This is a genomic window from Bradyrhizobium sp. GW821-FHT13H05 (assembly GCF_058804065.1).
In genome coordinates this window covers 494,037-514,664 of sequence record NZ_JBXAPO010000001.1, presented here as the reverse complement: position 1 = coordinate 514,664, position 20,628 = coordinate 494,037, and the positions used below count along the sequence as shown (strand labels likewise).

At 65.8% G+C, this 20,628-nt stretch carries 19 protein-coding genes; 9 read left to right on the top strand and 10 right to left on the bottom strand.

Annotated elements, in window-relative coordinates; all coding sequences use genetic code 11:
* Positions 1-32: 32 nt before the first annotated feature.
* Both AC1RR3_RS02435 and AC1RR3_RS02430 read right to left on the bottom strand, forming a co-directional pair.
* Positions 33-1,376, bottom strand: coding sequence for an ABC transporter substrate-binding protein (locus tag AC1RR3_RS02435; RefSeq protein ID WP_492818974.1), 1,344 nt, complete (start codon positions 1,374-1,376; stop codon positions 33-35).
* Positions 1,377-1,475: 99 nt separating this feature from the next.
* Positions 1,476-2,519: a C-terminal binding protein gene (locus AC1RR3_RS02430; protein ID WP_492818972.1), complete on the bottom strand. Its 1,044-nt coding sequence runs from the start codon at positions 2,517-2,519 to the stop codon at positions 1,476-1,478.
* A 255-nt stretch (positions 2,520-2,774) separates the two neighbouring features.
* On the opposite strand from AC1RR3_RS02430, the gene AC1RR3_RS02425 reads away from it, so the two are divergent.
* On the top strand, positions 2,775-4,460 hold the full coding sequence (locus AC1RR3_RS02425) for a methyl-accepting chemotaxis protein (protein ID WP_492818970.1): 1,686 nt from the start codon (positions 2,775-2,777) through the stop codon (positions 4,458-4,460).
* Between the two features lie 163 nt (positions 4,461-4,623).
* On the opposite strand, the gene AC1RR3_RS02420 is transcribed toward AC1RR3_RS02425, so the two are convergent.
* Positions 4,624-5,601 carry a Bug family tripartite tricarboxylate transporter substrate binding protein gene (locus AC1RR3_RS02420; RefSeq protein WP_492818968.1) on the bottom strand — a complete coding sequence of 326 codons (978 nt, stop codon included), beginning with the start codon at positions 5,599-5,601 and terminating at the stop codon, positions 4,624-4,626.
* A 169-nt stretch (positions 5,602-5,770) separates the two neighbouring features.
* The gene (locus AC1RR3_RS02415) at positions 5,771-6,706 is read right to left on the bottom strand and encodes a DMT family transporter (RefSeq protein WP_492818966.1); all 936 of its coding nucleotides are present in this window, start codon (positions 6,704-6,706) and stop codon (positions 5,771-5,773) included.
* A 105-nt stretch (positions 6,707-6,811) separates the two neighbouring features.
* Here AC1RR3_RS02415 and AC1RR3_RS02410 point away from each other — a divergent pair, with 105 nt between their 5' ends.
* A complete protein-coding gene (locus AC1RR3_RS02410) occupies positions 6,812-7,201 on the top strand; it encodes a DUF1330 domain-containing protein (RefSeq protein ID WP_492819780.1) in 390 nt (129 codons plus the stop codon).
* 181 nt (positions 7,202-7,382) lie between these two features.
* Here the strand turns inward: AC1RR3_RS02410 and AC1RR3_RS02405 are convergent, their stop codons facing one another.
* Both AC1RR3_RS02405 and mgtA read right to left on the bottom strand, forming a co-directional pair.
* On the bottom strand, positions 7,383-8,315 hold the full coding sequence (locus tag AC1RR3_RS02405) for a DMT family transporter (protein WP_492818964.1): 933 nt from the start codon (positions 8,313-8,315) through the stop codon (positions 7,383-7,385).
* 156 nt (positions 8,316-8,471) lie between these two features.
* The gene (gene mgtA / locus AC1RR3_RS02400) at positions 8,472-10,988 is read right to left on the bottom strand and encodes a magnesium-translocating P-type ATPase (RefSeq protein WP_492818962.1); all 2,517 of its coding nucleotides are present in this window, start codon (positions 10,986-10,988) and stop codon (positions 8,472-8,474) included.
* Between the two features lie 124 nt (positions 10,989-11,112).
* Between mgtA and AC1RR3_RS02395 the strand changes: the two genes are divergently transcribed.
* The 5 genes from AC1RR3_RS02395 (at position 11,113) to AC1RR3_RS02375 (ending at position 17,424) form a co-directional block, all read left to right on the top strand.
* On the top strand, positions 11,113-12,366 hold the full coding sequence (locus tag AC1RR3_RS02395) for an efflux RND transporter periplasmic adaptor subunit (protein ID WP_492818960.1): 1,254 nt from the start codon (positions 11,113-11,115) through the stop codon (positions 12,364-12,366).
* Positions 12,363-13,589 (top strand): ABC transporter permease, encoded by a 1,227-nt coding sequence (locus AC1RR3_RS02390; RefSeq protein ID WP_492818958.1) that lies wholly within the window; start codon positions 12,363-12,365, stop codon positions 13,587-13,589. Before AC1RR3_RS02395 ends, AC1RR3_RS02390 begins: the two co-directional genes overlap by 4 nt.
* Positions 13,582-14,265 carry an ABC transporter ATP-binding protein gene (locus AC1RR3_RS02385; RefSeq protein ID WP_492818956.1) on the top strand — a complete coding sequence of 228 codons (684 nt, stop codon included), beginning with the start codon at positions 13,582-13,584 and terminating at the stop codon, positions 14,263-14,265. Before AC1RR3_RS02390 ends, AC1RR3_RS02385 begins: the two co-directional genes overlap by 8 nt.
* A gap of 197 nt (positions 14,266-14,462) precedes the next feature.
* A complete protein-coding gene (locus AC1RR3_RS02380) occupies positions 14,463-15,755 on the top strand; it encodes an adenylosuccinate synthase (RefSeq protein ID WP_492818954.1) in 1,293 nt (430 codons plus the stop codon).
* A 37-nt stretch (positions 15,756-15,792) separates the two neighbouring features.
* The gene (locus tag AC1RR3_RS02375; RefSeq protein ID WP_492818952.1) at positions 15,793-17,424 is read left to right on the top strand and encodes a hypothetical protein; all 1,632 of its coding nucleotides are present in this window, start codon (positions 15,793-15,795) and stop codon (positions 17,422-17,424) included.
* A gap of 157 nt (positions 17,425-17,581) precedes the next feature.
* On the opposite strand, the gene AC1RR3_RS02370 is transcribed toward AC1RR3_RS02375, so the two are convergent.
* Positions 17,582-17,971 (bottom strand): hypothetical protein, encoded by a 390-nt coding sequence (locus AC1RR3_RS02370; RefSeq protein WP_492818950.1) that lies wholly within the window; start codon positions 17,969-17,971, stop codon positions 17,582-17,584.
* 175 nt (positions 17,972-18,146) lie between these two features.
* Complete coding sequence (locus AC1RR3_RS02365; RefSeq protein ID WP_492818948.1) at positions 18,147-18,386, bottom strand: hypothetical protein; 240 nt, start codon at positions 18,384-18,386, stop codon at positions 18,147-18,149.
* Between the two features lie 158 nt (positions 18,387-18,544).
* Between AC1RR3_RS02365 and AC1RR3_RS02360 the strand changes: the two genes are divergently transcribed.
* Together AC1RR3_RS02360 and AC1RR3_RS02355 are read left to right on the top strand one after the other, a co-directional pair.
* Positions 18,545-18,970, top strand: a complete 426-nt coding sequence (locus AC1RR3_RS02360) for a DUF5413 family protein (RefSeq protein ID WP_008131217.1) — start codon at positions 18,545-18,547, stop codon at positions 18,968-18,970.
* Positions 18,971-19,031: 61 nt separating this feature from the next.
* Positions 19,032-19,589, top strand: a complete 558-nt coding sequence (locus tag AC1RR3_RS02355; protein ID WP_492818945.1) for a DUF4112 domain-containing protein — start codon at positions 19,032-19,034, stop codon at positions 19,587-19,589.
* Between the two features lie 248 nt (positions 19,590-19,837).
* On the opposite strand, the gene AC1RR3_RS02350 is transcribed toward AC1RR3_RS02355, so the two are convergent.
* On the bottom strand, positions 19,838-20,134 hold the full coding sequence (locus AC1RR3_RS02350; protein WP_426423458.1) for a hypothetical protein: 297 nt from the start codon (positions 20,132-20,134) through the stop codon (positions 19,838-19,840).
* 214 nt (positions 20,135-20,348) lie between these two features.
* On the bottom strand, positions 20,349-20,513 hold the full coding sequence (locus tag AC1RR3_RS02345) for a DUF3309 family protein (RefSeq protein ID WP_492818943.1): 165 nt from the start codon (positions 20,511-20,513) through the stop codon (positions 20,349-20,351).
* Positions 20,514-20,628: the final 115 nt, after the last annotated feature.

Genomic DNA, 20,628 nt, shown 5'->3' with positions numbered 1-20,628 from the left:
TTCGCTCGCAATGACGGCTGCGCCGTCGGCCGCTACTTCTGCCGCCGAAAATATCGCTTGCAGCGCTGCTCGGCTTCCGCGGCCGCGGCTTCCGGCGTGGCGGCGCCGGTCGCGACGGATGCGAACATCTGGATCAGCACGTAGTCGGCGCTGACCGCGCCGGTCGCCGTCGAGATCGGGCCGGCATAGCCGTCATAATAGGTGCTGTTCATGGTGTTCTTGAACAGCTGCACCTTGGGATCCTGCGACCACACGGCGGCCTCGGCATAGGCGGCCAGCGGCTGGGCCCAATAGCCGGAATTGGCGTTGAGCCACGGCTCGTACTGGTCCTTTTCCAGCATGTATTGCAGGAAGGCCTTGGCGGCGTTGGGGTACTGGCTGTGCTTGAACAGCATGGCGTTCAGCGTCAGGCCCGCCATCGGAGAGGCCTTGGCGACGCCCTTCGGCAGCAATTGATGCTCGCTGTCGTCGGCGATCGCCTTGGTCGCGGGATCGTTCTTCAGCGAGAAATACAGCGAGACGCCGTTGGCGGTCAGCGCGATCTCCTGCGCGGCGTAGGCGCGGTTGTTGCTGACGTCGTTCCACGACGTCGTGCCGGCGATGAAGGTCGGGTAGAGCTGCTTGACCCAGTTCAGCGCGGCAATCGTCTCCTTGCTGTTGATGACGACGTCGCCCTCTTCGTTGAGGAGGGCCGCGTTGTGCGACCACAGCGCCCAGCTCGCAAAACCGTTGCCGTCGCCCTTGGCGTTGCCGAGCGCGAAGCCGGCCGGCTTGCCGGCCTTCTGCAGCTTCTGGCAGAGGTCGAGGATACCGGCATGGTCTTCCGGCACCTTGTCGAAGCCGACCGATTGCAGGATCGACTTGCGGTAGATCAGGGGACCCGCGGTAGCGCCGAACGGCAGTCCGATCCAGGCGTCGCTCTTGTTCTTCTTGCCGTAGCGCTGCGCCAGCGGCAGCCAGCCGCCGTAGCGCTTGCCGACATAATCGGCGACGTCGGTCAGCTCGACCAGCTTGTCGATATAGATGTGCGGCGCATCGGAGAAGCCGATGATGATGTCGGGACCGGCGCCGGAATTGGCTGTGACCGCGGTCTGCTGGTTGATGTCCTCCCAGCCGACGAAGTCGACCTTGACCTCGACCCCGGTGTCCTTGGTGAATTTGGCCGCGTTGGCGCGGAACACGTCCTCGTCGGCCTGGACGAAGCGCACCGGCCGCAGCATGCGCAAGGACGCGCCCTTCTCGATCGGCAGTTTCGGAGCGGGGACGTCGGCGGCCTTGATCGCGGATTGAGCGTGCGCTGCAACACCGGTGGCCGCGAGCGCCGTAGCGGACAGGCCCAGCACCAAGGCATCACGACGTGTAAGGTCGTTCCTCATCAGTTCCTCCCTATGATGTCTCCCTTCCCGGCGTTGATCGCCGGTGAAGGGCCGTTCCGGTCGTTTGCCGGTCTTTCGGTGCGCTTTGCGCCGGCCGCCTTAGCTGTTCGGTCCGCGATCCATGCTGACGGGCTGCCAGCGGCGGAGCGCAGTATTTTGCAGCACCGACGGATTGACGCAGCTTACCGGCCACATGCCCTGAAGCACCAGTGACAATTCGTAGCCCACGCGGCGCTTGCGCGCTTCGTCGAACCGTGCCGAGGCCGAGGCGACATGGGCGGTCAGGGTGACGTTCTCCATGCTGAGGATAGGGTTGTTGTGCGAGGGCGGCTCCTTCTCCAGCACGTCGAGCGCGGCGTGCGCGATCCAGCCCTCTTGCAGCGCCTTGACCAGGCTCTCCTCGTCCACGGTGGCGCCGCGGCCGGTGTTGATGAAGACCGATCCTTTCTTCATCTGCCGGAAGTGCTTCTCGGTCAGCATGTGATGCACCTCGGGCCGCGCCGGCGCGTGCATCGAGACGAAGTCGGATTGCGACAGCACCTCGTTCAGCGTCGCCGGAATGACGCCGTGGTCGTACATCAGCGTTTCCTGGATGAAGGGATCGTAGGCCATCATGCGCAGGCCGAAGGGTGCTGCGCGCTTCGCAACGGCACGCGCGACGCGGCCGAACGAGATGAAGCCGAGTGTCTGGCCCATCAGCCGGGGGATCTTGAGCAGCGCGGGCCGCCCCTCAGCCCAACGGCCGTCGCGCACCATCCTGTCCTGCTCGACCAGCCGGCGGAAGCCCGCGAGCAGCAGCATCATGGCGTGGTCGGCGACCTCCTCGATGAAGGTGTCGGGGATGTTGGTGACGGGAATGCCGCGGGCGGTCGCGGCCTTCACGTCGACGCTGTCGACGCCGACCGAGCCGAGCGTGATGACCTTGCAGCTCTCGAGTGCGTCGATGATGGTTTTGGTGATCGGGATGCCCTTGGCGTAGATGGCATCGGCGTTTTTCGCGGCGGCGATGAACTCGGCCTCGTTGGCGGGGGCCTCGACGATCTCGGCGTCGATCGGATCGAGCGCCTCGCGCTCGTAGGAATAATCGCTGCCCGCGACCGTGAAGCTCGCGCCCTTTGGCGTCACCACCCTGTATTTCGGCATTTCCTGCTCCCGATTTGGTTTGTCGGTTCTTGTTGCGGCCCGGCCTTTGTGGTGGGCCTTTGCGTCTTTTACGCGAAATCGGGGTGGTTGCGTACAATTGCCGGTTGTCCAACCCAATGATTATTTGCAGGTTTTCCCTGCATCGTCCGGGCTTCTACGGGGGCGCGTAAGTAACTTGCTAAGGGGTCACACACTAAAACTTGATTCAAATCAAAAGAGCCTGCGCCGAAGTCCGCGCCACCCGAGGAGCCCATCGTGACGTTGAGCAATCTGAAGATCGCCCCCAAGCTTGGCATCCTTGTCGGTGTTACCCTGTTCGGCCTGTGCATCTCCGGAGTTCTCGCCGGCTACCTGATGAAGCAGGAGATGGTGAATGCACGCATCGACCAGACCAAGTCGATCGTCGACCTCGGCCGCAACTATGCGGCGGCGCTGAAGAAGCGCGTCGATGCCGGCGAGATGACGAAGGACGCGGCGATGGCCGATCTTCGTCGCTACGGCAATGCGATGACCTATGACAACGGCTCGGGCTATCTGTTCGGCACGTCCTATGACGGCATCACCCAGCTCGCGCCAGATCCGAAGCAGATCGGCGCAAACCGCATGGATGTCGTGACCAACGGCCGCAAGCTGTCGGTCGAGCTGATGGACGGCGTCAAGGCCAACGGCTCGATCCTGCTCTATTATGATTATGTGAAGCCTGGTCAGGAGACCCCGATCAGCAAGATCGGCTACGCGGTCGCGGTGCCTGGTTTCGACATGTATCTCGGCACCGGCGCCTATCTCAGCGACATCGACGCCAAGATGGGTCCGGTCTACTGGCTGCTTGGCCTTGCCATGCTCGGCATCGTCATCGTCGCCGGCAGCGTCGCCTGGATGATCGGCCGCAGCATCAGCCGTCCGCTGGCGCTGCTCGGCGCTCGCATGAAGGATCTCGCCGACGGCAAGCTCGAGGGTGACATTCCCGGCGTCGGCCGCGGTGACGAGGTCGGCGCGATGGCTTCGACCGTCCAGATCTTCAAGGACAACGCGGTCCGCATCCGCGACCTCGAGAAAACCGAGACCGACGCCAAGGCACGCGCCGCGGCGGATCGTCGCAGCGCGATGGAAGAGATCGCGAACGACTTCGAACGCAGCGTCAACGGCATCGTCCGCTCGGTCTCCTCGGCCGCGGCCGGCATGCAGAGCACGGCGCAGTCGATGACCGCGACCGCCAGCGACGCCTCCTCGCGTGCCGCGACCGTCGGCGCGGCCTCGCAGAAGGCCTCCGGCAATGTCGGCACGGTTGCCGCCGCGGCCGAAGAGCTGTCGAGCTCGGTTGCGGAAATCTCACGCCAGGTGACGCGCTCGACCGAAGTCGCCAGCCGCGCCGTCAGCGATGCCGAGCGCACCAACGCCACGGTGCAGGAGCTCTCCACCGGCGCCGAGAAGATCGGCGAGGTGGTCAAGCTCATTCATTCGATCGCGGCGCAGACCAATTTGCTGGCGCTCAACGCCACCATCGAGGCGGCGCGCGCCGGCGAGTCCGGCCGTGGCTTCGCCGTCGTCGCCTCCGAAGTCAAGGCGCTCGCCAACCAGACCGCCAAGGCGACCGAGGAAATCTCCGCCCAGGTTGCGGCGATGCAGACCTCAACCAGCGATGCGGTCGCAGCGATCGGCGGCATCACCCAGACCATCGCCGAGATGAGCGAGATCACCGCGGGCATTTCCTCGTCGATCGAGCAGCAGGGCGAGGCGACCCGCGAGATCGCCCGCAACATCCAGTCGGTTGCGGCCGGATCGAACGAGATCAACGCCAATATCGGCAGCGTCACTTCGGCCGCGGAAGCGACCGGCACCGCGGCCGGCGATGTGCTCACCAACGCCCGCGAGCTGGACAGCCAGTCCGGCGCGCTGCGCAGCGCGGTCGACGGCTTCCTCGCCAAGGTGCGCGCGGCGTAAGACATGTCTCGTGCCCCGGACGCAGCGCAGCGCTTCCCTGGCGATGCGGAGCATCGTCCAGTAGCGGTGCGCTGCAGAGCCGGGGCCCACGCTTGCGGCAGTCTGGGTCCCGGCTCAGCGCAGCAGCGTTTCACGCTGCAGCGCGTCCGGGACACGAGATCGTTTACTGCTTTTCGATCCCTGCGTCCTTGATCAGACGCTCCCACAGCACCAGCTGTTCGTTCACGAACGTGCCGAGCTGCTCCGGCGTGCCGGAAAACGCATCCATTCCGAGGGTGGCAAGCTGCGCCTTGATCTCCGGCTTCTCGACGATCTTCCTGATCTCGGCATTCAGCCGCGTGACGATCTCCTTCGGCATGCCGGCCGGGCCGAAATAGCCTTGCCATGACGAGATGTCGAAGTCAGGCACGCCGGCCTCCTGCATCGAGGGCAGGTTCGGCACCAGCGGGGAACGGTCCTTGGTGGTGACGGCGAGCGCGCGCAGCGCGTTGCCCTGGACATGCGGCAGGCCGGTCAGGATGTCCACGAACATCATCGAGACGCGGCCGCCCATGACGTCGTTGAGCGCCGGCGGCGAGCTCTTGTAGGGCACGTGCAGCAGATCGAGCCCGGCATTGTGCGCGAAGGTCGCGCCCGACACGATCGCCGAGGACGAGCCCGAGGCGTAGCTGAGCTTGCTCGGATTGGCCTTGCCGTAGGCGACGAGCTCGCTGACGGTCTTGGCCGGCACGTCGGGGTGAATCACCAGCATGAAGGGCAGATCGCCGGTGCGTGCGATCGGGGTGAAATCCTTGACCGGATCGTAGGTCAGGCTCTTGAGCAGATAGGGATTGGCCGAATGTGTGGTGTTGGTCGTCACCAGCAGCGTGTAGCCGTCGGGTGCCGAGCGCGCGACATAGGTCGCGGCGATCATGCCGTTGGCGCCGGCCTTGTTCTCGATCACGATGCCGACGCCGAGCGCCTGCGCAAGATGCTGCGAGATCAGCCGCGTCGTGGTGTCGGTGCCGCTGCCGGCCGCAAACGGCAGCACAAGCGTGATGTTGCGGCTCGGCCAGGTGTCGGCCTGCGCGGCGGAGGCGGCGGCAAGGCAGAGCGCGGCCGCGCCGGCGGTGCGCAGGGCCCGGATCAGTGATGACAGCATGCGTGGACGTTCCCTCTTTTTCGTTGGCGGGGAACCTAGCTTCTCTGCGCTGGAATCGGAAGGTGTGAGTTTGTCTCGTGCCCCGGGCGCAGCGCAGCGCTTCTTCAGCAGCGCATCACTGCGTGCTGCGCTGTGCCCGGGACACGAGACCTGCGCCCGCCGCGCGGAATTACGTCGCCGCCGAGCCCTGGCGTGAGGCGATCACGACGCCGGCGAGCACCAGCGCGTAGCCGATCAGGTGAAACGGCTGCAGCTTTTCGCCGAGCAGCAGGATCGCCATCGCCGAGCCGAACACCGGCACCAGATGGAAGAACGGTGCGGCCCGGTTCGGCCCGATCAGCGCCACGCCGCGGTTGAAGAAGAGATAGGCGAGCGTCGAGGGGAAGATCAGGATGTAGCCGAGCGTTGCCAGCGTCACCGTATCGAATTGCAGGACTTTGCCGTTCCAGGCTTCCCAGAAGGCCGTGGGCAGCAGCATGATCGCGCCACAGCAGGTGGTGAAGGAGAGAAACGAGAGCTGATGAACCTTTGGCCGGCGCGGGATGAAGGCCGAGTAGATCCCGAACGCCACCAGCGAGGAGGCGAACATGAGGTCGCCCCTGTTGAAGCTGATGCTCGCCAGCGCCGCGAGATCGCCGCGCAGGATGATGATCAGTACGCCGAGCAGCGAGATCGCGATGCCGGCGAGCTGTCCGCGCGTCAGCCGCACGCCGAACAGCACCAGCGACCACAGCGCCACGAACAGCGGGCCGGCCGACTGGATCAGCAGCGCGTTCAGCGCCTCGGTGTATTGCAGCGCCCAGTAGGAGATCGCGTTGTTGAAGGCAAAGCCGACCAGCGACAGGAACAGCATCAAGGGCAGGCTCTGGCGCAGAGCCGGCCAGTCGCGCTTCAAATGTGGCCACGAGAACGGCAGCAGGATCAGGAACACGCCGAACCAGCGGATCGTGGTCACCGTCAGCGGCGGCACATGCGCGCCGACATGGCGCGCAAGCACGATATTGGCCGCCCAGAACAGCGAGCTCAGGCTGAGCAGCAGATAAGGCTGGTTGTTGAGCCAACTGGCCGGATTCGAGGGCCGTGGCGCGGGCGAAGCGATCGTCATTGGCGTCGGATACAACCTTGCGCCCGATTGCCGTCGGCACACAAGTCACGCGACCGCAATGCTACAATGCAGGCATGGGCAGAGGAGGCGCCATTGGCGGTCAATATGTTGAACATCGAGGGCCTGGAAGGGCTCGACCGGAATGCGCCCGTGGTGATGCTGAATCTGATGCGTTTCCACGCGCGCTCGCGCGACGGCGACGGGTCCGGCTGGGATGCTTATTTGCGTTACAGCGCCATCACGGTGCCGATGATCAAGGCGCGCGGCGGCACGCTGCTCTGGACCGGCGACGCCAAGGCGATCGCCCTCGGCCCGCACGCAGGCAATGACTGGGATTTTGTCGCGCTGGTCTATTATCCCACGGTGGCGGCTTTTCTCGACATGATGACGTCAGAGTCCTACGAGCGCGAAGCCGACCCGCACCGCGTCAATGGCTGTGCCGAGCATGTGATCATCGCGACCAGCGAGGCCTACAGCAAGTTCAAGACGGGCTGACGTTCAATCCGCCATCGCGTGAGCTCTTCCCCTCTCCCCTTGTGGGAGAGGGTGGCTCGCCGCGATAGCGGCGAGACGGGTGAGGGGTTCTCTCCGCGAGCACATCTCTCGCATTGCTATTCGTGGAGACAACCCCTCATCCGGCGCTTCGCGCCACCTTCTCCCACAAGGGGAGAAGGAATCATCCCGCCTGCTTCCGCGACGCTGCGAACACGCCCGCCAGCACCAGCGCAAAGCCGATGAAGTGGAAGGCTTGCGGGCGTTCACCCAGGAACACCAGCGCCATGATCGAGCCGAACACCGGCACCACGTGGAAGAACGGCGCGGTGCGGTTGGCGCCGATCAGGCGGACGCCGCGATTGAAGCAGAGATAGGCAAGCGTCGAGGGGAACACCGCGACATAGAACAGGGTGAGCAGGTTCGGCCCGTCGAGCTTCATCACCGGCCGCGCGTACAGTTCCCAGATCTCCAGCGGAATGAGACAGGCAGCGCCGGCGCCGAAGGTGAAGGCGAGGAACGACAGGCCGTGCATCGCCGGCCGCTTCAGGCTCAGCACCGAATAGAGCGCGAAGATCAGCAGCGCGACGATGAAGATGAGGTCGCCCTTGTTGAACTCGATGTTCGACAGCGTGGTGAAGTCGCCATGCAGCAGGATGGTCAGCACGCCGCACATCGACAGCAGCACGCCGAAGGCCTGCGCCGCGGTGAGCCTGATGCCGAGGATGACCAGCGACCACAGCGCCACCAGCAGCGGCGCGGCCGACTGGAGCAGCAGCGTGTTGAGCGCCTGGGTATGCTCCAGCGCCCAGTATTGCAGCGTGTTGAAGGCGCCGATGCCGGTGATCGAGAGCGTGATCATCAGGCCGAGCTTGCTGCGGATCGCGGGCCAGTCCTGCGCAAGATGTTTCCAGGCGAACGGCAGCACCAGCAGGAAGGCGAAGAACCAGCGCAGGAACGACAGCGTCACCGGCGGAATGTGGCCGGCGGCGAGCCGCCCGACGATGGCGTTGCCGGCCCAGCACAGCGCAGTGATGCTGAGCAGGAGATAAGGCTGATTGGCGATCCAGCTGTGGCCGGATGTCTCGGTGCTCGTGGTCTGGCCGGTGGCGGACATTGTGATTGTTATGGCCCCGCGTCATGCGCCGAGGCCCCGGCCCTGCGATATCAGGGCCGGCTGATAGCCCGGCGCAGCCCAGAGACACGGAAATGTGCCCGATATCAATGGGGCGAGGCGCATCGCCTCCATGCGCGGGCGATACGGCAGGAACCTTTAGTCCTTGCGTCCGCTGCGGATCGCAAGCGGCTTCAGCAGTTCGGCGCAGGCGAGATAGACGACGACGAGCAGCGCGATGCCGGCCATCATGATCGGTGGCGGTGTGACGAAGCCGAACCAGCCACCGACGGGCGTGAACGGCACCACCATCGCGACCAGCAAGGCGACCAGCGAGGAGGCGGACAGCAACGGATCCGGCCAGTTGCGCCACGGCCGCCCATTGGTTCGGATGATGAAGATGACCAGGATCTGGGTCGCCATGGATTCGATGAACCAGGCGGTCCGGAATTCCTCCGGTGAGGCCTTGAACAGATACAGCAGGGCGCCAAAGGTCAGGAAGTCGAACACCGACGACAGCGGCCCCATGATCGCAGCGAAGCGCGCCAGCCGCCTCATGCTCCACACCTGTGGCCGTGCGGTCGCGGCAGGCGAAACCTGGTCGAAAGGGATGCCCAGCTCGGAAAGGTCGTAGAGCAGATTGTTGAGCAGGATCTGCGTCGGCAGCATCGGCAGGAACGGCAGTGCGATGGAGGCGATCGCCATCGACAGCATGTTGCCGAAATTCGAGCTCGCGCCCATGCGGACATATTTGAGGATGTTCGCGAAGGTGCGCCGTCCTTCCTCGACGCCGTCGGCGACGACTTCGAGGTCGGAGGCGAGCAGGATGATGTCGGCGGCGGCCTGCGCCACGCCGCTCGCGCCTTCGACCGACAATCCGACATCGGCAACTTTCAAGGCCGGTGCGTCGTTGATGCCGTCGCCGAGGAAGCCGACCACCTCGCCGCCGGCCTGGAGCGCCTTCACGATGCGCGACTTCTGGTCCGGCGCGAGGCGGCCGAACGCATCAATGGAGCGCACCTGCACGGCGAGCGCCTCGTCGCTGAGCGCGGCAATGTCGGCGCCCGACAGCACGCGGTCGGCATTCAGTCCGACCAGGCCCGCGAGCCGCTTCACCACCACGGGATCGTCGCCTGACAGGATTTTCAGCGTGATGCCGCTCGAAGCGAGCCGGGCGATGGCGGCCGCGGCTGTCGGCTTCGGCGGGTCGGCGAAGGCGCAAAGACCCTCGAAGACGAGGTCGATCTCGTCCTCGGTTTCGACCTCGCGCGTTGCGCCGGTCCAGGGGCGTGAAGCGATGGCGATGCAGCGCAGCCCCTCTGCTGCGAGCTGATGCACGCGCGCCATTGCGGCGGCTCGGGCATCGTCGTCCATCGCGCCGCTGCGCTGCGTCGTGCACAATTCGAGCACCGTCTCCGGCGCGCCCTTGACGATCAGCAGTGCGCCTTCGGGACCGGTTGCGAGCACCGATCCCAGCCGGCGCGAAAAATCGAACGCCTGCCGGCCGGCAAGCGACCAGCCTTGTGCGGCGTCGGACTGGCCGGCAACCAGCGCGGCATCGAGCGAGCCGCGATCCCCGCCGAGTTCTGCGGCGATGGCACCGAGCCGCGCGGCGCGGGCGTCGTCCTTGCCCTCGGCGTCGAGACATCTGGCGAGCGTGATCTCGGCCGAGGTCAGCGTGCCCGTCTTGTCCGTGCACAGGATGGTCATGGCGCCGAGATCGTGGATCGCCGCGAGGCGCTTCACGATCACCTTGCGGCCGGCCATGCGCAGCGCGCCGCGCGACAGCGTCACGGTGGTGATCATCGGCAGCAGCTCCGGCGTCAGCCCGACCGCGAGCGCGACGGCAAACAACAGCGAGTCCATCACGGGACGGCCGAACACCACGCGGACGGTGAGCACGACCAGCACCAGCGCGAGCGTGGCGCGCGCGATCACGAGGCCGAATTCGCGCAGATCGCGCTCGAACGGCGAGGGCGTCTGGGCCTCGGCCAATGCGGACGCGGCCGCCCCGAACACCGTGTCGCGCCCGGTGTGCACGACGAGCGCGATCGCCTCCCCGGTCTGCGCCACCGCGCCGCGAAACAGCGCATTCGACGTGTCGTCGGGTTCGGCGCATGGTCCGGCGCGCTTCTGCACCGGATAGGGCTCGCCGGTGAGCGCTGCCTCGCCGGCGGTGAAGGCGGTGCACTGAAGGATCAGCGCATCCGCCGGGATGATGTCGCCGGCGCGGACGCGCAGGATATCGCCGGGGACGACCTGCTCGACGTCGATCTGGCCGAATGCTCCGTCGCGCTTGACCTCGGCCTTCAGCGCCACCGAGCGGCGGAGGATCTCCGCGGCGCGGATCGCGTGGCCCTCCTGAATCGTGTCGAGCCCGATCGAGAGCGTCAGGATCAGGACGATGATGAGACCGCCGATCTCGTCGCCGGTGAGCATCGAGACGATGCCGGCAACCAGCAGGATCAGCGACAGGGGTTCCAGCAGCCGGCGCAGGATCGCCCGCATCGCGCCCTCGACGCGGGGCGGCGCGTCGCTGTTCGGCCCGAAGTGGTCGAGGCGTGCGGCAGCCTCGGTCGCGGCCAGGCCCGTCGGCCCGCAGCCCAATTGCTTGCAAAGCAAGTCGGATGAAAGACGCCAGAACTGGTTGTCGGCGTGCGCTGGACTGTCCGGCAAGCGAGGCTCCCGTTTCAAGGCATCTTGCCGGGCCAAGTGCCTCTAAATTCGGCGTACCGTGTTGACCTGCCGCAATCCGGACTGCTGAGAGCGCGCTAGCTTCACCGGTATGGTCGAGCAAGCAATGGTCCTGCCACAGCACAAGAGCCGGTTCTCGTTGGCCGCGCTGTGGTCGGGATTTCTCAGTCACAAATGGTTCATTCTCACCGTCGTCGCTCTGCTCGGCCTTGGCGCCTGGCAAGGGGTGCGCACGATCCTCGGGCCCGCCGTCGTGGTCGATCAGGCCAAGAGCGGTCGCCTGATCGAGACGGTGGTGGCAAGCGGCCATGTCGAGACGCCGTTCCGGGTCGAGATCGGCAGCCAGCTCACCGGCACGGTGCAGGAGGTGCTGGTGCAGCAGGGCGAGAAGGTCACCAAGGGACAGCCTCTGATCTCGCTGGAGGCGCGCGAGCTGAAAGCGAGCGTGGTGCAGGCGCAAGGTGCGGTGGCCCAGGCCGAGGCACGCATCAGGCAGCTCCAGGAATTGACGCTGCCTTCGGCCAACGAGGCGTTGACCCAGGCCAAGGCGACCCAGCTCAACGCCCAGCAGACCTATGACCGCACGGCGCAGCTCGAGCACAACGGCTATGCGACGCGCGCCGCCCTCGATGATGCGCAGAAAACGCTCGACGTCGCCCGCGCCCAGATGCGCTCGGCGGAATTCCAGGTCTATACCGCAAGTCCCGGCGGCAGCGACTATGTGATGGCGCAGACCCTGCTCAACCAGGCGCGCGCCAATCTCGACACCGCCGAATCCCGCCTCGGCTACGCGACGATCGCGGCGCCCCGCGACGGCGTCCTGATCACGCGCAGCGTCGAGCGCGGCACCGTGGTGCAGCCGGGCAAGACGCTGCTGGTGCTGGCGCCGGCCGGCGACGTGCAACTCGTGCTGCAGATCGACGAGCGCAATCTCGGCAAGATCGCGCTCGGGCAGAAGGCGCTCGCCTCGGCGGACGCCTATCCGGACCGGCGCTTTGCCGCCGTGATCACCTACATCAACCCCGGCGTCGACATTTCCCGTGCCTCGGTCGAGGTCAAGCTGACGGTCGCCGATGCCCCGGACTATCTGCGCCAGGACATGACGGTCTCGGTGGATATCGAAGTCGCCGCAAAGAACGATGCACTGGTCCTGCCGCTGCGCTCGGTGCATGACGCCCTGTCGGGCGCTCCCTGGGTGCTCGGCATCAAGGACGGCCGCGCCAGCCAGCGGCCGGTGCGGATCGGCCTGCACGGCAACAGCCATGTCGAGGTCACCGACGGCCTGGTCGTCGGCGATGTCGCGATCCCGCAGAGTTCCGGCGTTCTGACCGGCCAGCGCGTGCGGCCCGTGCTGCAATGAACCACTGGCTGCCCTTTGAATGGACCATGGCCGTGCGCTTCCTGCGCGAAGGCCGGCTCCAGACCGCCTTCATCATCGGCGGCATTTCGATCGGCGTCGGCGTCATCGTCTTCATGTCGGCGATGCTGGCGGGGCTGCAGGCCAATTTCATCAAGCGCGTGTTGACCTCGCAGCCGCAGATCCAACTGCTCGCGCCCGATCAGGTCGCGCGCCCGCTGCGCAACGGCGCGGGCGAGATCGAGGACGCGGTGGTGCAGCGTCCGAGCCAGCGGGTGATCTCGATTGATCAATGGCCGAAGATCAGGAGCCAGATGCAGGCGATGTCCGAGGTCGTCGCGGTATCGCCGACGATTCTCGGCTCGGTGCTGGCGGTGCGCGGCGATGCCAGCCGCTCGGTGAATCTGTCGGGCGTCGAGCCGGACTCCTACTTCAAGATCGTCAAGGTGCCCGACTATATCGTCGCCGGCGAGCCTCGCCTGACCAGCGAGGACATCATCATCGGCATCGAGCTCGCGAAGGATCTGGGAGCCACCGTCGGCGACAAGCTCAACCTTCGCGCAGCGTCCGGCGCAACGCGCGTGCTCACGGTTGCCGGCCTCGTCGACCTCGGTAACAAGAGCGCCAACCAGCGCATCTGTTATGCCGCGCTGCGCACCGCTCAATCGCTGCTCGGCATGATCGGCGGCATCACCACCATCGACATGACCGTCTCCGACATCTATGCGGCCGAGGAGATCGCCCAGCGCATCCAGGCCGCCAACGTGGTCGAGGCCGACAGCTGGATCAAGACCAACGCGCAATTCTTCACTGCGGTGCAGGCCCAGCAGAACACCAACACCCTGATCCGGCTTTTCGTCGGTCTCTCCGTTGCGTTCGGCATCGCGGCCGTGCTGGTGGTCTCGGTGATCCAGCGCTCCAAGGACATCGGCATCCTGCGCGCGATGGGGACGTCACGCGGCCAGGTCCTGCGCGTGTTCCTGGTGCAGGGCGGGCTGCTCGGCTTCGTCGGCTCGCTGTTCGGCGCGGCCTTGGGCGCGTTCGCGCTGGTCTATTGGCACTCGCTCGCGCGCCAGGCCGACGGCACCGAATTGTTTCCGCTGATTCTGGAGCGAAGCCTGTTCATCTACACGGCGTTGCTCGCCACCGCCACCGGCCTGCTCGCCGCAATGGCGCCGGCGGTGCGGGCCGCCAAACTCGATCCGGTGGTGGCGATCCGTGGCTAGCGAAATCCTCCGCCTCGAAAACGTGTGCAAAGCCTATAATGTCGGCCTGCCGACTGAAACCGAGGTGCTGCACGGTATCGACCTCAAGCTCGACCGTGGCGAGTTCCTGGCACTGATCGGCCCGTCCGGTTCGGGCAAAAGCACGCTGCTCAACATCGTCGGCTTGCTCGACCGGCCAACCTCCGGCGGCCTGCTGATCAAGGGACAGGACACGGCTGCACTCGGCGACGCCGAGATCACCCATCTGCGCGGCCACACCATCGGCTTCGTGTTCCAGTACCATCTCCTGATCTCGGCCTTCACCGCGCGGGAGAACGTCATGATGCCGATGCTGGCCGATCGCGGCTTTCCATCCGCGGAGATCGAGGCGCGGGCGAACCGGCTGCTGGCGCAGGTCGGGCTGGAGAAATTCGCCGGCAACCTCGCCAACAACATGTCGGGCGGCCAGCAGCAGCGCGTGGCGGTGGCGCGCGCGCTCGCCATGAATCCCGACCTCGTGCTGGCGGACGAGCCGACCGGCAATCTCGACACCAAATCGGCCGACGCCGTGTTCGAGCTGATGCGGCAGGTCAACCGCGACAGCGGCACGAGCTTTTTGCTGGTGACCCATAATATGGATCTGGCGCGGCGCTGCGACCGCACCATCGAAGTCATTGACGGCCGCATCCGGTCCTGAGCCCGCAAAGCCTGTCCAACGGACGGATTTTTAGGGGATATCAAGGGCTTGGATAGCGCGTTGCCCCCGAAAAAAGCCCGGTTCTTGCTTGCCTAGAGGGACCGCTTCCGTTATCCGGTTGGCTGCCCCACGTGCGAGCGGTCCCGGCCGCGGATTGGGCGGGGCGCATCTAAAATCTTCGAAGGGAATCCCCGCGAATGGCCAATGTTGTCGTCGTCGGCGCCCAGTGGGGCGACGAAGGGAAGGGCAAGATCGTCGACTGGTTGTCGGAGCAGGCGGACATCGTCGCGCGCTTCCAAGGCGGCCACAACGCCGGCCATACGCTGGTCATCAATGGCGAGACCTACAAGCTGGCGCTGCTGCCCTCAGGCGTGCTGCGCCCGTCGAAACTGGCGGTGATCGGCAACGGCGTCGTGTTCGATCCGCAGGCCTTCCTCGACGAGGTCGCCAGGCTGCGCGGACAGGGCGTGGCGGTCAGCCCGGAGAACCTGCGCGTCGCGGAGAACGTCACGCTGATCCTGCCGCTGCATCGCGAGCTCGACGCGCTGCGCGAGTCCTCCAACTCGGCGACCGCGATCGGCACCACCCGTCGCGGCATCGGGCCGGCCTACGAGGACAAGGTCGGCCGCCGTGCCATCCGCCTGATGGACCTCGCCGACCTCGACACGCTGCCGCACAAGATCGACCGGCTGCTGGCTCACCACAACGCATTGCGCCGCGGCCTCAACCTGCCCGAGTTCGACGGCAAGGATATCCTGAAGGAACTGAGCGCGCTGGCGCCACAGCTGCTGCCCTATGCCGAGACGGTGTGGCGTTTGCTCGATAACGAGCGTCGTGCGGGCAAGCGGATCCTGTTCGAAGGCGCCCAGGGCGCGCTGCTCGACGTCGACCACGGCACATATCCCTACGTCACCTCGTCGAACACGGTGGCGGCGCAGGCCGCGACCGGAACGGGCATCGGTCCGGGCGGGGTCGGCTACGTGCTCGGTATCTGCAAGGCCTATACGACCCGGGTCGGCCAGGGGCCGTTTCCGACCGAGCTTCTGAACGAGATCGGCGAAGAGATCGGGCGTCGCGGTCGCGAGTTCGGGGTCAATACCGGACGCAAGCGCCGCTGCGGCTGGTTCGACGCCGTGCTGGTCCGTCAAACCGTGCGGACCTGTGGCATCAATGGCCTCGCGCTGACCAAGCTCGACATCCTCGACGGCTTCGATTCGATCGAGGTCTGCGTCGGCTACAAGCTCGACGGCAAGGAGATCGATTATTTCCCGGCCGGCGAGGGTGCCCAGGCCCGGGTCGAGCCGATCTGGGAGACCATCGAGGGCTGGAAGGAGCCGACCGCAAACGCGCGATCCTGGGCGCAGCTGCCGGCCCAGGCCATCAAATATGTCCGCCGGATCGAGGAATTGGTGGGGTGCCCGGTCGCGCTGCTTTCCACCAGCCCCGAACGCGAGGATACTATTCTGGTGCAAAATCCGTTTGAGGCTTAACGATATCTTACCGGGACGCGCGTATAATTGAGTAGAAATGGCTGATTACTATCCGCTGATCGCCCGCGCTATTGCCGCCCTGGACCCCAACGCTCCCGGCGAAAGCCGTCGCGCGCTCTATGAGCGGGCGCGCACGGCGCTGATCGCGCAGCTCCGCAGCGTGCAGCCGCCGCTCTCCGAATCCGAGATCACCCGCGAACGGCTGTCGCTGGAAGAGGCCGTCCGCAAGGTCGAATCGGAGGCCGCCCAGCGCGCCCGCGACGCCTCGCGCCCGGGTGGCGCTCCCCGCAGCAGTGGCAGCGGCGATGCGTTCCGCCGGGCCAGCACCCGCGCCGCCGAAGGCAACCCGGCTGCGGCCCCTCCGGCTGGTCCGCCCCGTACCCGTCCGGCGCCGACACCGCCGCGCGCCGACCGCCCGTCCTTCAACGTCGATGACCAGGGCGATGCCCAGCGTCCGCCGCGGGCGCTGCGTTTCGACGCGCCGCGCCAGCCCGGTCCGTCCGCGCCGCCGATGCCGGAGCCGCCGGCTCCTCCACCGGCCGGACGCGATCGCCAAGGTGATCGTCAAGGCGGGCGCCGTCCGCCCGACATCGGACCGCCGCCGGCGCTGCCGCCGGCCCCGGGTGTGCGCGGCTTCCGCGACATCACGGCCGATGCCAATGATCTCGGCGGCGCCGCCGCGCAAGCCAACCGTGCCGCGCGCCGCACCTATGCCAACGTGCCCTCGCCCTCGCCGGAATTCGACCGGCTCGAGCCGAGCCTGGAAAACCGTGTCGGCGAGGGCGATGCGCCCTATTCCTATGACGAGTCGATCGAGGAGGCCGAGCGCTACACGCCGCAGGCGCCATCGCCGCGTCCGCGCATCGCGCCCGAGCGCGAGGCCAAGAAGCGCGCCCGCACCGGCTCCATCTTCCCGTTCAAGAGCGCGATCGCCATCGGCATCGTGCTGATCCTGGTCGGTGCCGGCATCCTCTGGGGCAAGCAGCTGGTCCAGACCGCGAGCAGCCTGTTCAAGTCGTCGCCGACCCAGGTGGCGGAGGCGCCGAAGGATCCGTCGCAGCCGCAGAGCAAGCCGAAGATTCCCGATCGCGTCGGCCAGCCCTCGGCGAGCGACCAGCCGGTCGCGCCGGTGGCGCAGAAGGTCGTGCTCTATGACGAGGATCCGTCCGATCCGAAGGGCAAGCAATATGTCGGCTCGGTGGTGTGGCGGCTCGAGCCGATCAAGGCGTCGGGCAACCAGAAGGCCGACGTTGCCGTGCGCGCCGACATCGAGATCCCCGATCGCAAGTTCAAGATGACGATGTCGTTCCGCCGCAATACGGACTCCTCGCTGCCGGCGAGCCACACGGCCGAATTGACCTTCGTCCTGCCGCCGGATTTTTCGGGCGGCGGCGTCTCCAACGTGCCCGGCATCCTGATGAAGTCGAACGAGCAGGCGCGCGGCACGCCGCTCGCGGGGCTCGCGGTCAAGGTCACCGACGGCTTCTTCCTGGTCGGCCTCTCCAATGTCGATGCTGACCGTGCCCGCAACGTCCAGCTCCTGAAGGAGCGCTCGTGGTTCGACGTGCCCCTGGTCTACGCCAACCAGCGCCGCGCCATCATCGCCATCGAGAAGGGCGCCCCCGGCGAGCGCGCCTTCAACGACGCGTTCGCGCAGTGGGGCGATTAGGCTTCGCTCCGAGAGATTTCGGCCTCAGGCGCTGCCACACACTCCGTCATTGCGAGCGTAGCGAAGCAATCCAGAAACTTTCTGAGGAGGCAGTCTGGATTGCTTCGTCGCAAGCGCTCCTCGCAATGACGGCGGAGAGAGGCGCCGCGACTTTCTCCTACTGCGCCGCGGCTTCCCGCTTGCGCGATGCGCCCGTGGCGGCTGCGTGCTCGCGGTCCATCACGGCGCGGCAGCCAGGGCTGACCTCTGCTTTCTTCCGCACCATGCAGGCGGTGATCCGGGGGATGTCGGGGATTTCACTGGAGCACAGCCGCATCGCGTCGCCCGAGCACATCTGCTGCGCTTCGGACGAGAAGGCGAGGCCCGGCGATGTCTGGACGGCGATGGCGGTGGTCGCGAGGGCCAACAGCGAAACGGTGGTTTTGAAGAGAGTTGCGGTCGTCCGGTAGATTGACATGCGAAATGCGTCCCCGAGTTGGGTGGGCTTGAGCCACTTGATTTTGGGGCGCCGCACACGGCTTGATCTGCCGCACGTCGCAGCCTTCATGCCAGACCTCGATCCCGCATGTGGTCGCTCGATTTCTTGATGTTCGAATCGGAAAGTGCTGCGCCGCCCGAGTGAAGTATGCGCCATTGTCAAAGAGCTGCAATGGGCGGCGCGAATGAATTCGCGATTGTTGCGCGGACGTCACGCAAAATCCGGAGGCACTTGCATTTCAATCTTACATTCCGTGGCTCTCGAACACCTTGCTGCAAGACTTGGAAAGCTTGGACCGGTTGGCTTGCAGGCAGCCCTGCACGGCGCCGTCATTGCCGAGGTCCTTGCGGCAGAAGCGCGACGCATCCCGCGAGCAGGCGTTCTGTTCCTGTGGCGTGCCCATGTGGCCTTGTGCGAAAGCGGAGACGCTCGAGGTGACGGCGGTCAACGCGACCGCTGCGAGAAGCAGGGTTGTATTACGCATCATTGGGTCCAATCGTGCTGATACAGGCAAGAATTTGCAGTCCCCTGAGAACTCGCCGATTTGCCAGACGTTCCCGAAACGGCAGGTCCGACCTCGGAACCCGCTATCCAAGCTTCCCGCCGCGCTGCTATAAATCAGCCGATATGTGAGGGTGTTTGATGAAACGCTATCTGGTGTTCGCGCTGGTCGGCCCGTTCGTGGGCGGGTTCCTGCTGCTGCTGACGACGACCTATCAGTCCGGCTACTGGGCCCAGACCAATCTCGGCGAGGTCGGCAAGCTGTTCTCGGTGTTCTTCAAGTCGCTGCAATACAGCTATCTGTTCGGCTTCCTGCCCTCGCTGATGATCGGCGCGGTCGACGACATCCTGATCCACGTCCGCCGGATCGGTCCGGTGCTGCGGATGCTGCTGGTCGGTCTGTTCGCCTTCGTCCTGGCCTCGCTGACCTACAGCTCGCGCGGGCCGGATTCGGGCGCGATTCAATTCATCCTCTACGGCCTCGTCGGCTTCGTGCCGTCGGTGATTTCCTCCTGGCTCGTGCATAGATATGTCGAGGAGCCGCAACCAGCGGCGGCCCCGACCTGACCGCGCGACGTTCGGGCGCAGCACAGCAACCTCCGCAGCGTTGGTGAGTTTCTTTCAGGCCATGACCATGTCCGACGACGATATCATTGTTCCACGCAAATCCGGGTCCGGGAGCCGTTCGCGCGCGACCTTTTCAGGCCCCGAGGCGCGCGGGCCGATCATCGACCAGGACGGCCAGGAGATCCGGCCCGAGACGCTGGAGCAGGGTTTTCGCGAGTTTCGTTTCGAGTTCGGCAAGGACGGTCAGTTCGCTGGCAATCCGTTCGGCAATCTGACGCGCGAGCAGCGGATCGCGCGGATCGAGGCGATCGCAAAACTGCTCGACGTCGCCTTCGTCCTGCCCGGCACCAACATCCGCTACGGCATCGACGGGCTGATCGGGCTGATCCCCGTGGTCGGCGACATCATCACCACCGCGATCTCGCTGTGGCTGGTGCGCGAGGCGCGGGCGCTGGGGGCGCCCTGGTACATCACCGCGCGCATGCTCGGCAATGTCGCGGTCGACGGCGTGGTCGGCATCGTGCCGTTCGCGGGCGACGCCTTCGACGTCATGTTCCGCGCCAACATGCGCAACGTGCGCCTGTTGCGCCGCTGGCTCGACAAGCAGCCGCGGATGTAGCGCGGCGGCTCTTCCTTCGCCTCTCCCCGCCTGCGGGGAGAGGCCGGAATGCGCGCGAAGCGCGGATTCCGGGTGAGGGGGAGTCTCCGCGAATCCAATTGCTGCCGTCCCTGCGGAGACTCCCCCTCACCCCGACCCTCTCCCCGCAAGCGGGGAGAGGGGGAGGAAAGAGCACCGCCCAAAACGCAAAAAGCGCGACAGCCTTTCGGCCATCGCGCTTTGTGCGCACATCGGAGTTTTGCGAAAGCTTACGCCGCGTCGGCGTCGGTCTCCGCGGCCGCAGGCTCGGGCTTGCGGTGGCGGGGCAGCGGGAAGGCTTCGCTCTCGTAGAGCGAGCGGATGCCGTTCTGGTCGAAGCGCGCTTCCTCGACCTGGAGATAGGCGCCGTTCAGCGAATCCGTCGGCAACTGCTCCATCGCGAACTGTACGGCTTCGGCCGCGGTGCCGAACCGGCGATAGGTGAAGCCTGCACGCTTCTTCTTGCGGATCGCAGCGGGGAAGAGTTCGGCGGAAGTGTTGAAGTTGAACGGACGCAGTGGACGCATGGTCAAAGACCTCGTGATCTTCTCTGGGGCTTTAAGCGCGTGGGGTTTGGGGCGGTGGAGGCCACGATCGTGTGGGCCCGCCGCACATGTCATTTTCGCTCTCTAATATAGGCCGTTTTGACAAAATTGCGACCCCTGCGATGGGAGATGATGAATCCGCGCATGGCAGCCCCGCAGGCGCCATAAGATAAGCAATTTCAATGCGTTATATGGTTTATAGTTTGCCGAGAAGCAGCAGGACGATCAGCACCACCAGCACAAGGCCGCCGATCCCCATGCCGGAATGGCCCATGCCGTAGCCATAGCCGCCGATCCGGCCGGACATGCCGCCCAGCAGGTAGATGATCACCAGGATGATCAGGATGGTCCCGAGTGACATTGGCGTCCTCCCTGGCGGCCGCCGGACTACGCTCATCGGCCACACCGCTACGAGAGAAAAGCACATCGGGCCGCCCGGTTCCATGTCGGAACCGGGCGGCCCGCCAAGTCTACTC

Excerpts from the sequence above, each read along its gene's own strand:
- AC1RR3_RS02380 (WP_492818954.1), top strand. The coding sequence starts at position 14,463 with ATGGCCAATGTTGTCGTCGTCGGCGCCCAGTGGGGCGACGAAGGGAAG.
- AC1RR3_RS02415 (WP_492818966.1), bottom strand. The coding sequence starts at position 6,706 with ATGACGATCGCTTCGCCCGCGCCACGGCCCTCGAATCCGGCCAGTTGG.
- AC1RR3_RS02430 (WP_492818972.1), bottom strand. The coding sequence starts at position 2,519 with ATGCCGAAATACAGGGTGGTGACGCCAAAGGGCGCGAGCTTCACGGTC.
- AC1RR3_RS02390 (WP_492818958.1), top strand. The coding sequence starts at position 12,363 with ATGAACCACTGGCTGCCCTTTGAATGGACCATGGCCGTGCGCTTCCTG.
- AC1RR3_RS02405 (WP_492818964.1), bottom strand. The coding sequence starts at position 8,315 with ATGTCCGCCACCGGCCAGACCACGAGCACCGAGACATCCGGCCACAGC.
- AC1RR3_RS02370 (WP_492818950.1), bottom strand. The coding sequence starts at position 17,971 with ATGAAGGCTGCGACGTGCGGCAGATCAAGCCGTGTGCGGCGCCCCAAA.
- AC1RR3_RS02345 (WP_492818943.1), bottom strand. The coding sequence starts at position 20,513 with ATGTCACTCGGGACCATCCTGATCATCCTGGTGATCATCTACCTGCTG.
- AC1RR3_RS02410 (WP_492819780.1), top strand. The coding sequence starts at position 6,812 with ATGTTGAACATCGAGGGCCTGGAAGGGCTCGACCGGAATGCGCCCGTG.
- AC1RR3_RS02350 (WP_426423458.1), bottom strand. The coding sequence starts at position 20,134 with ATGCGTCCACTGCGTCCGTTCAACTTCAACACTTCCGCCGAACTCTTC.
- AC1RR3_RS02435 (WP_492818974.1), bottom strand. The coding sequence starts at position 1,376 with ATGAGGAACGACCTTACACGTCGTGATGCCTTGGTGCTGGGCCTGTCC.
- AC1RR3_RS02365 (WP_492818948.1), bottom strand. The coding sequence starts at position 18,386 with ATGCGTAATACAACCCTGCTTCTCGCAGCGGTCGCGTTGACCGCCGTC.
- AC1RR3_RS02360 (WP_008131217.1), top strand. The coding sequence starts at position 18,545 with ATGAAACGCTATCTGGTGTTCGCGCTGGTCGGCCCGTTCGTGGGCGGG.
- AC1RR3_RS02395 (WP_492818960.1), top strand. The coding sequence starts at position 11,113 with ATGGTCCTGCCACAGCACAAGAGCCGGTTCTCGTTGGCCGCGCTGTGG.
- AC1RR3_RS02420 (WP_492818968.1), bottom strand. The coding sequence starts at position 5,601 with ATGCTGTCATCACTGATCCGGGCCCTGCGCACCGCCGGCGCGGCCGCG.
- AC1RR3_RS02375 (WP_492818952.1), top strand. The coding sequence starts at position 15,793 with ATGGCTGATTACTATCCGCTGATCGCCCGCGCTATTGCCGCCCTGGAC.
- AC1RR3_RS02355 (WP_492818945.1), top strand. The coding sequence starts at position 19,032 with ATGACCATGTCCGACGACGATATCATTGTTCCACGCAAATCCGGGTCC.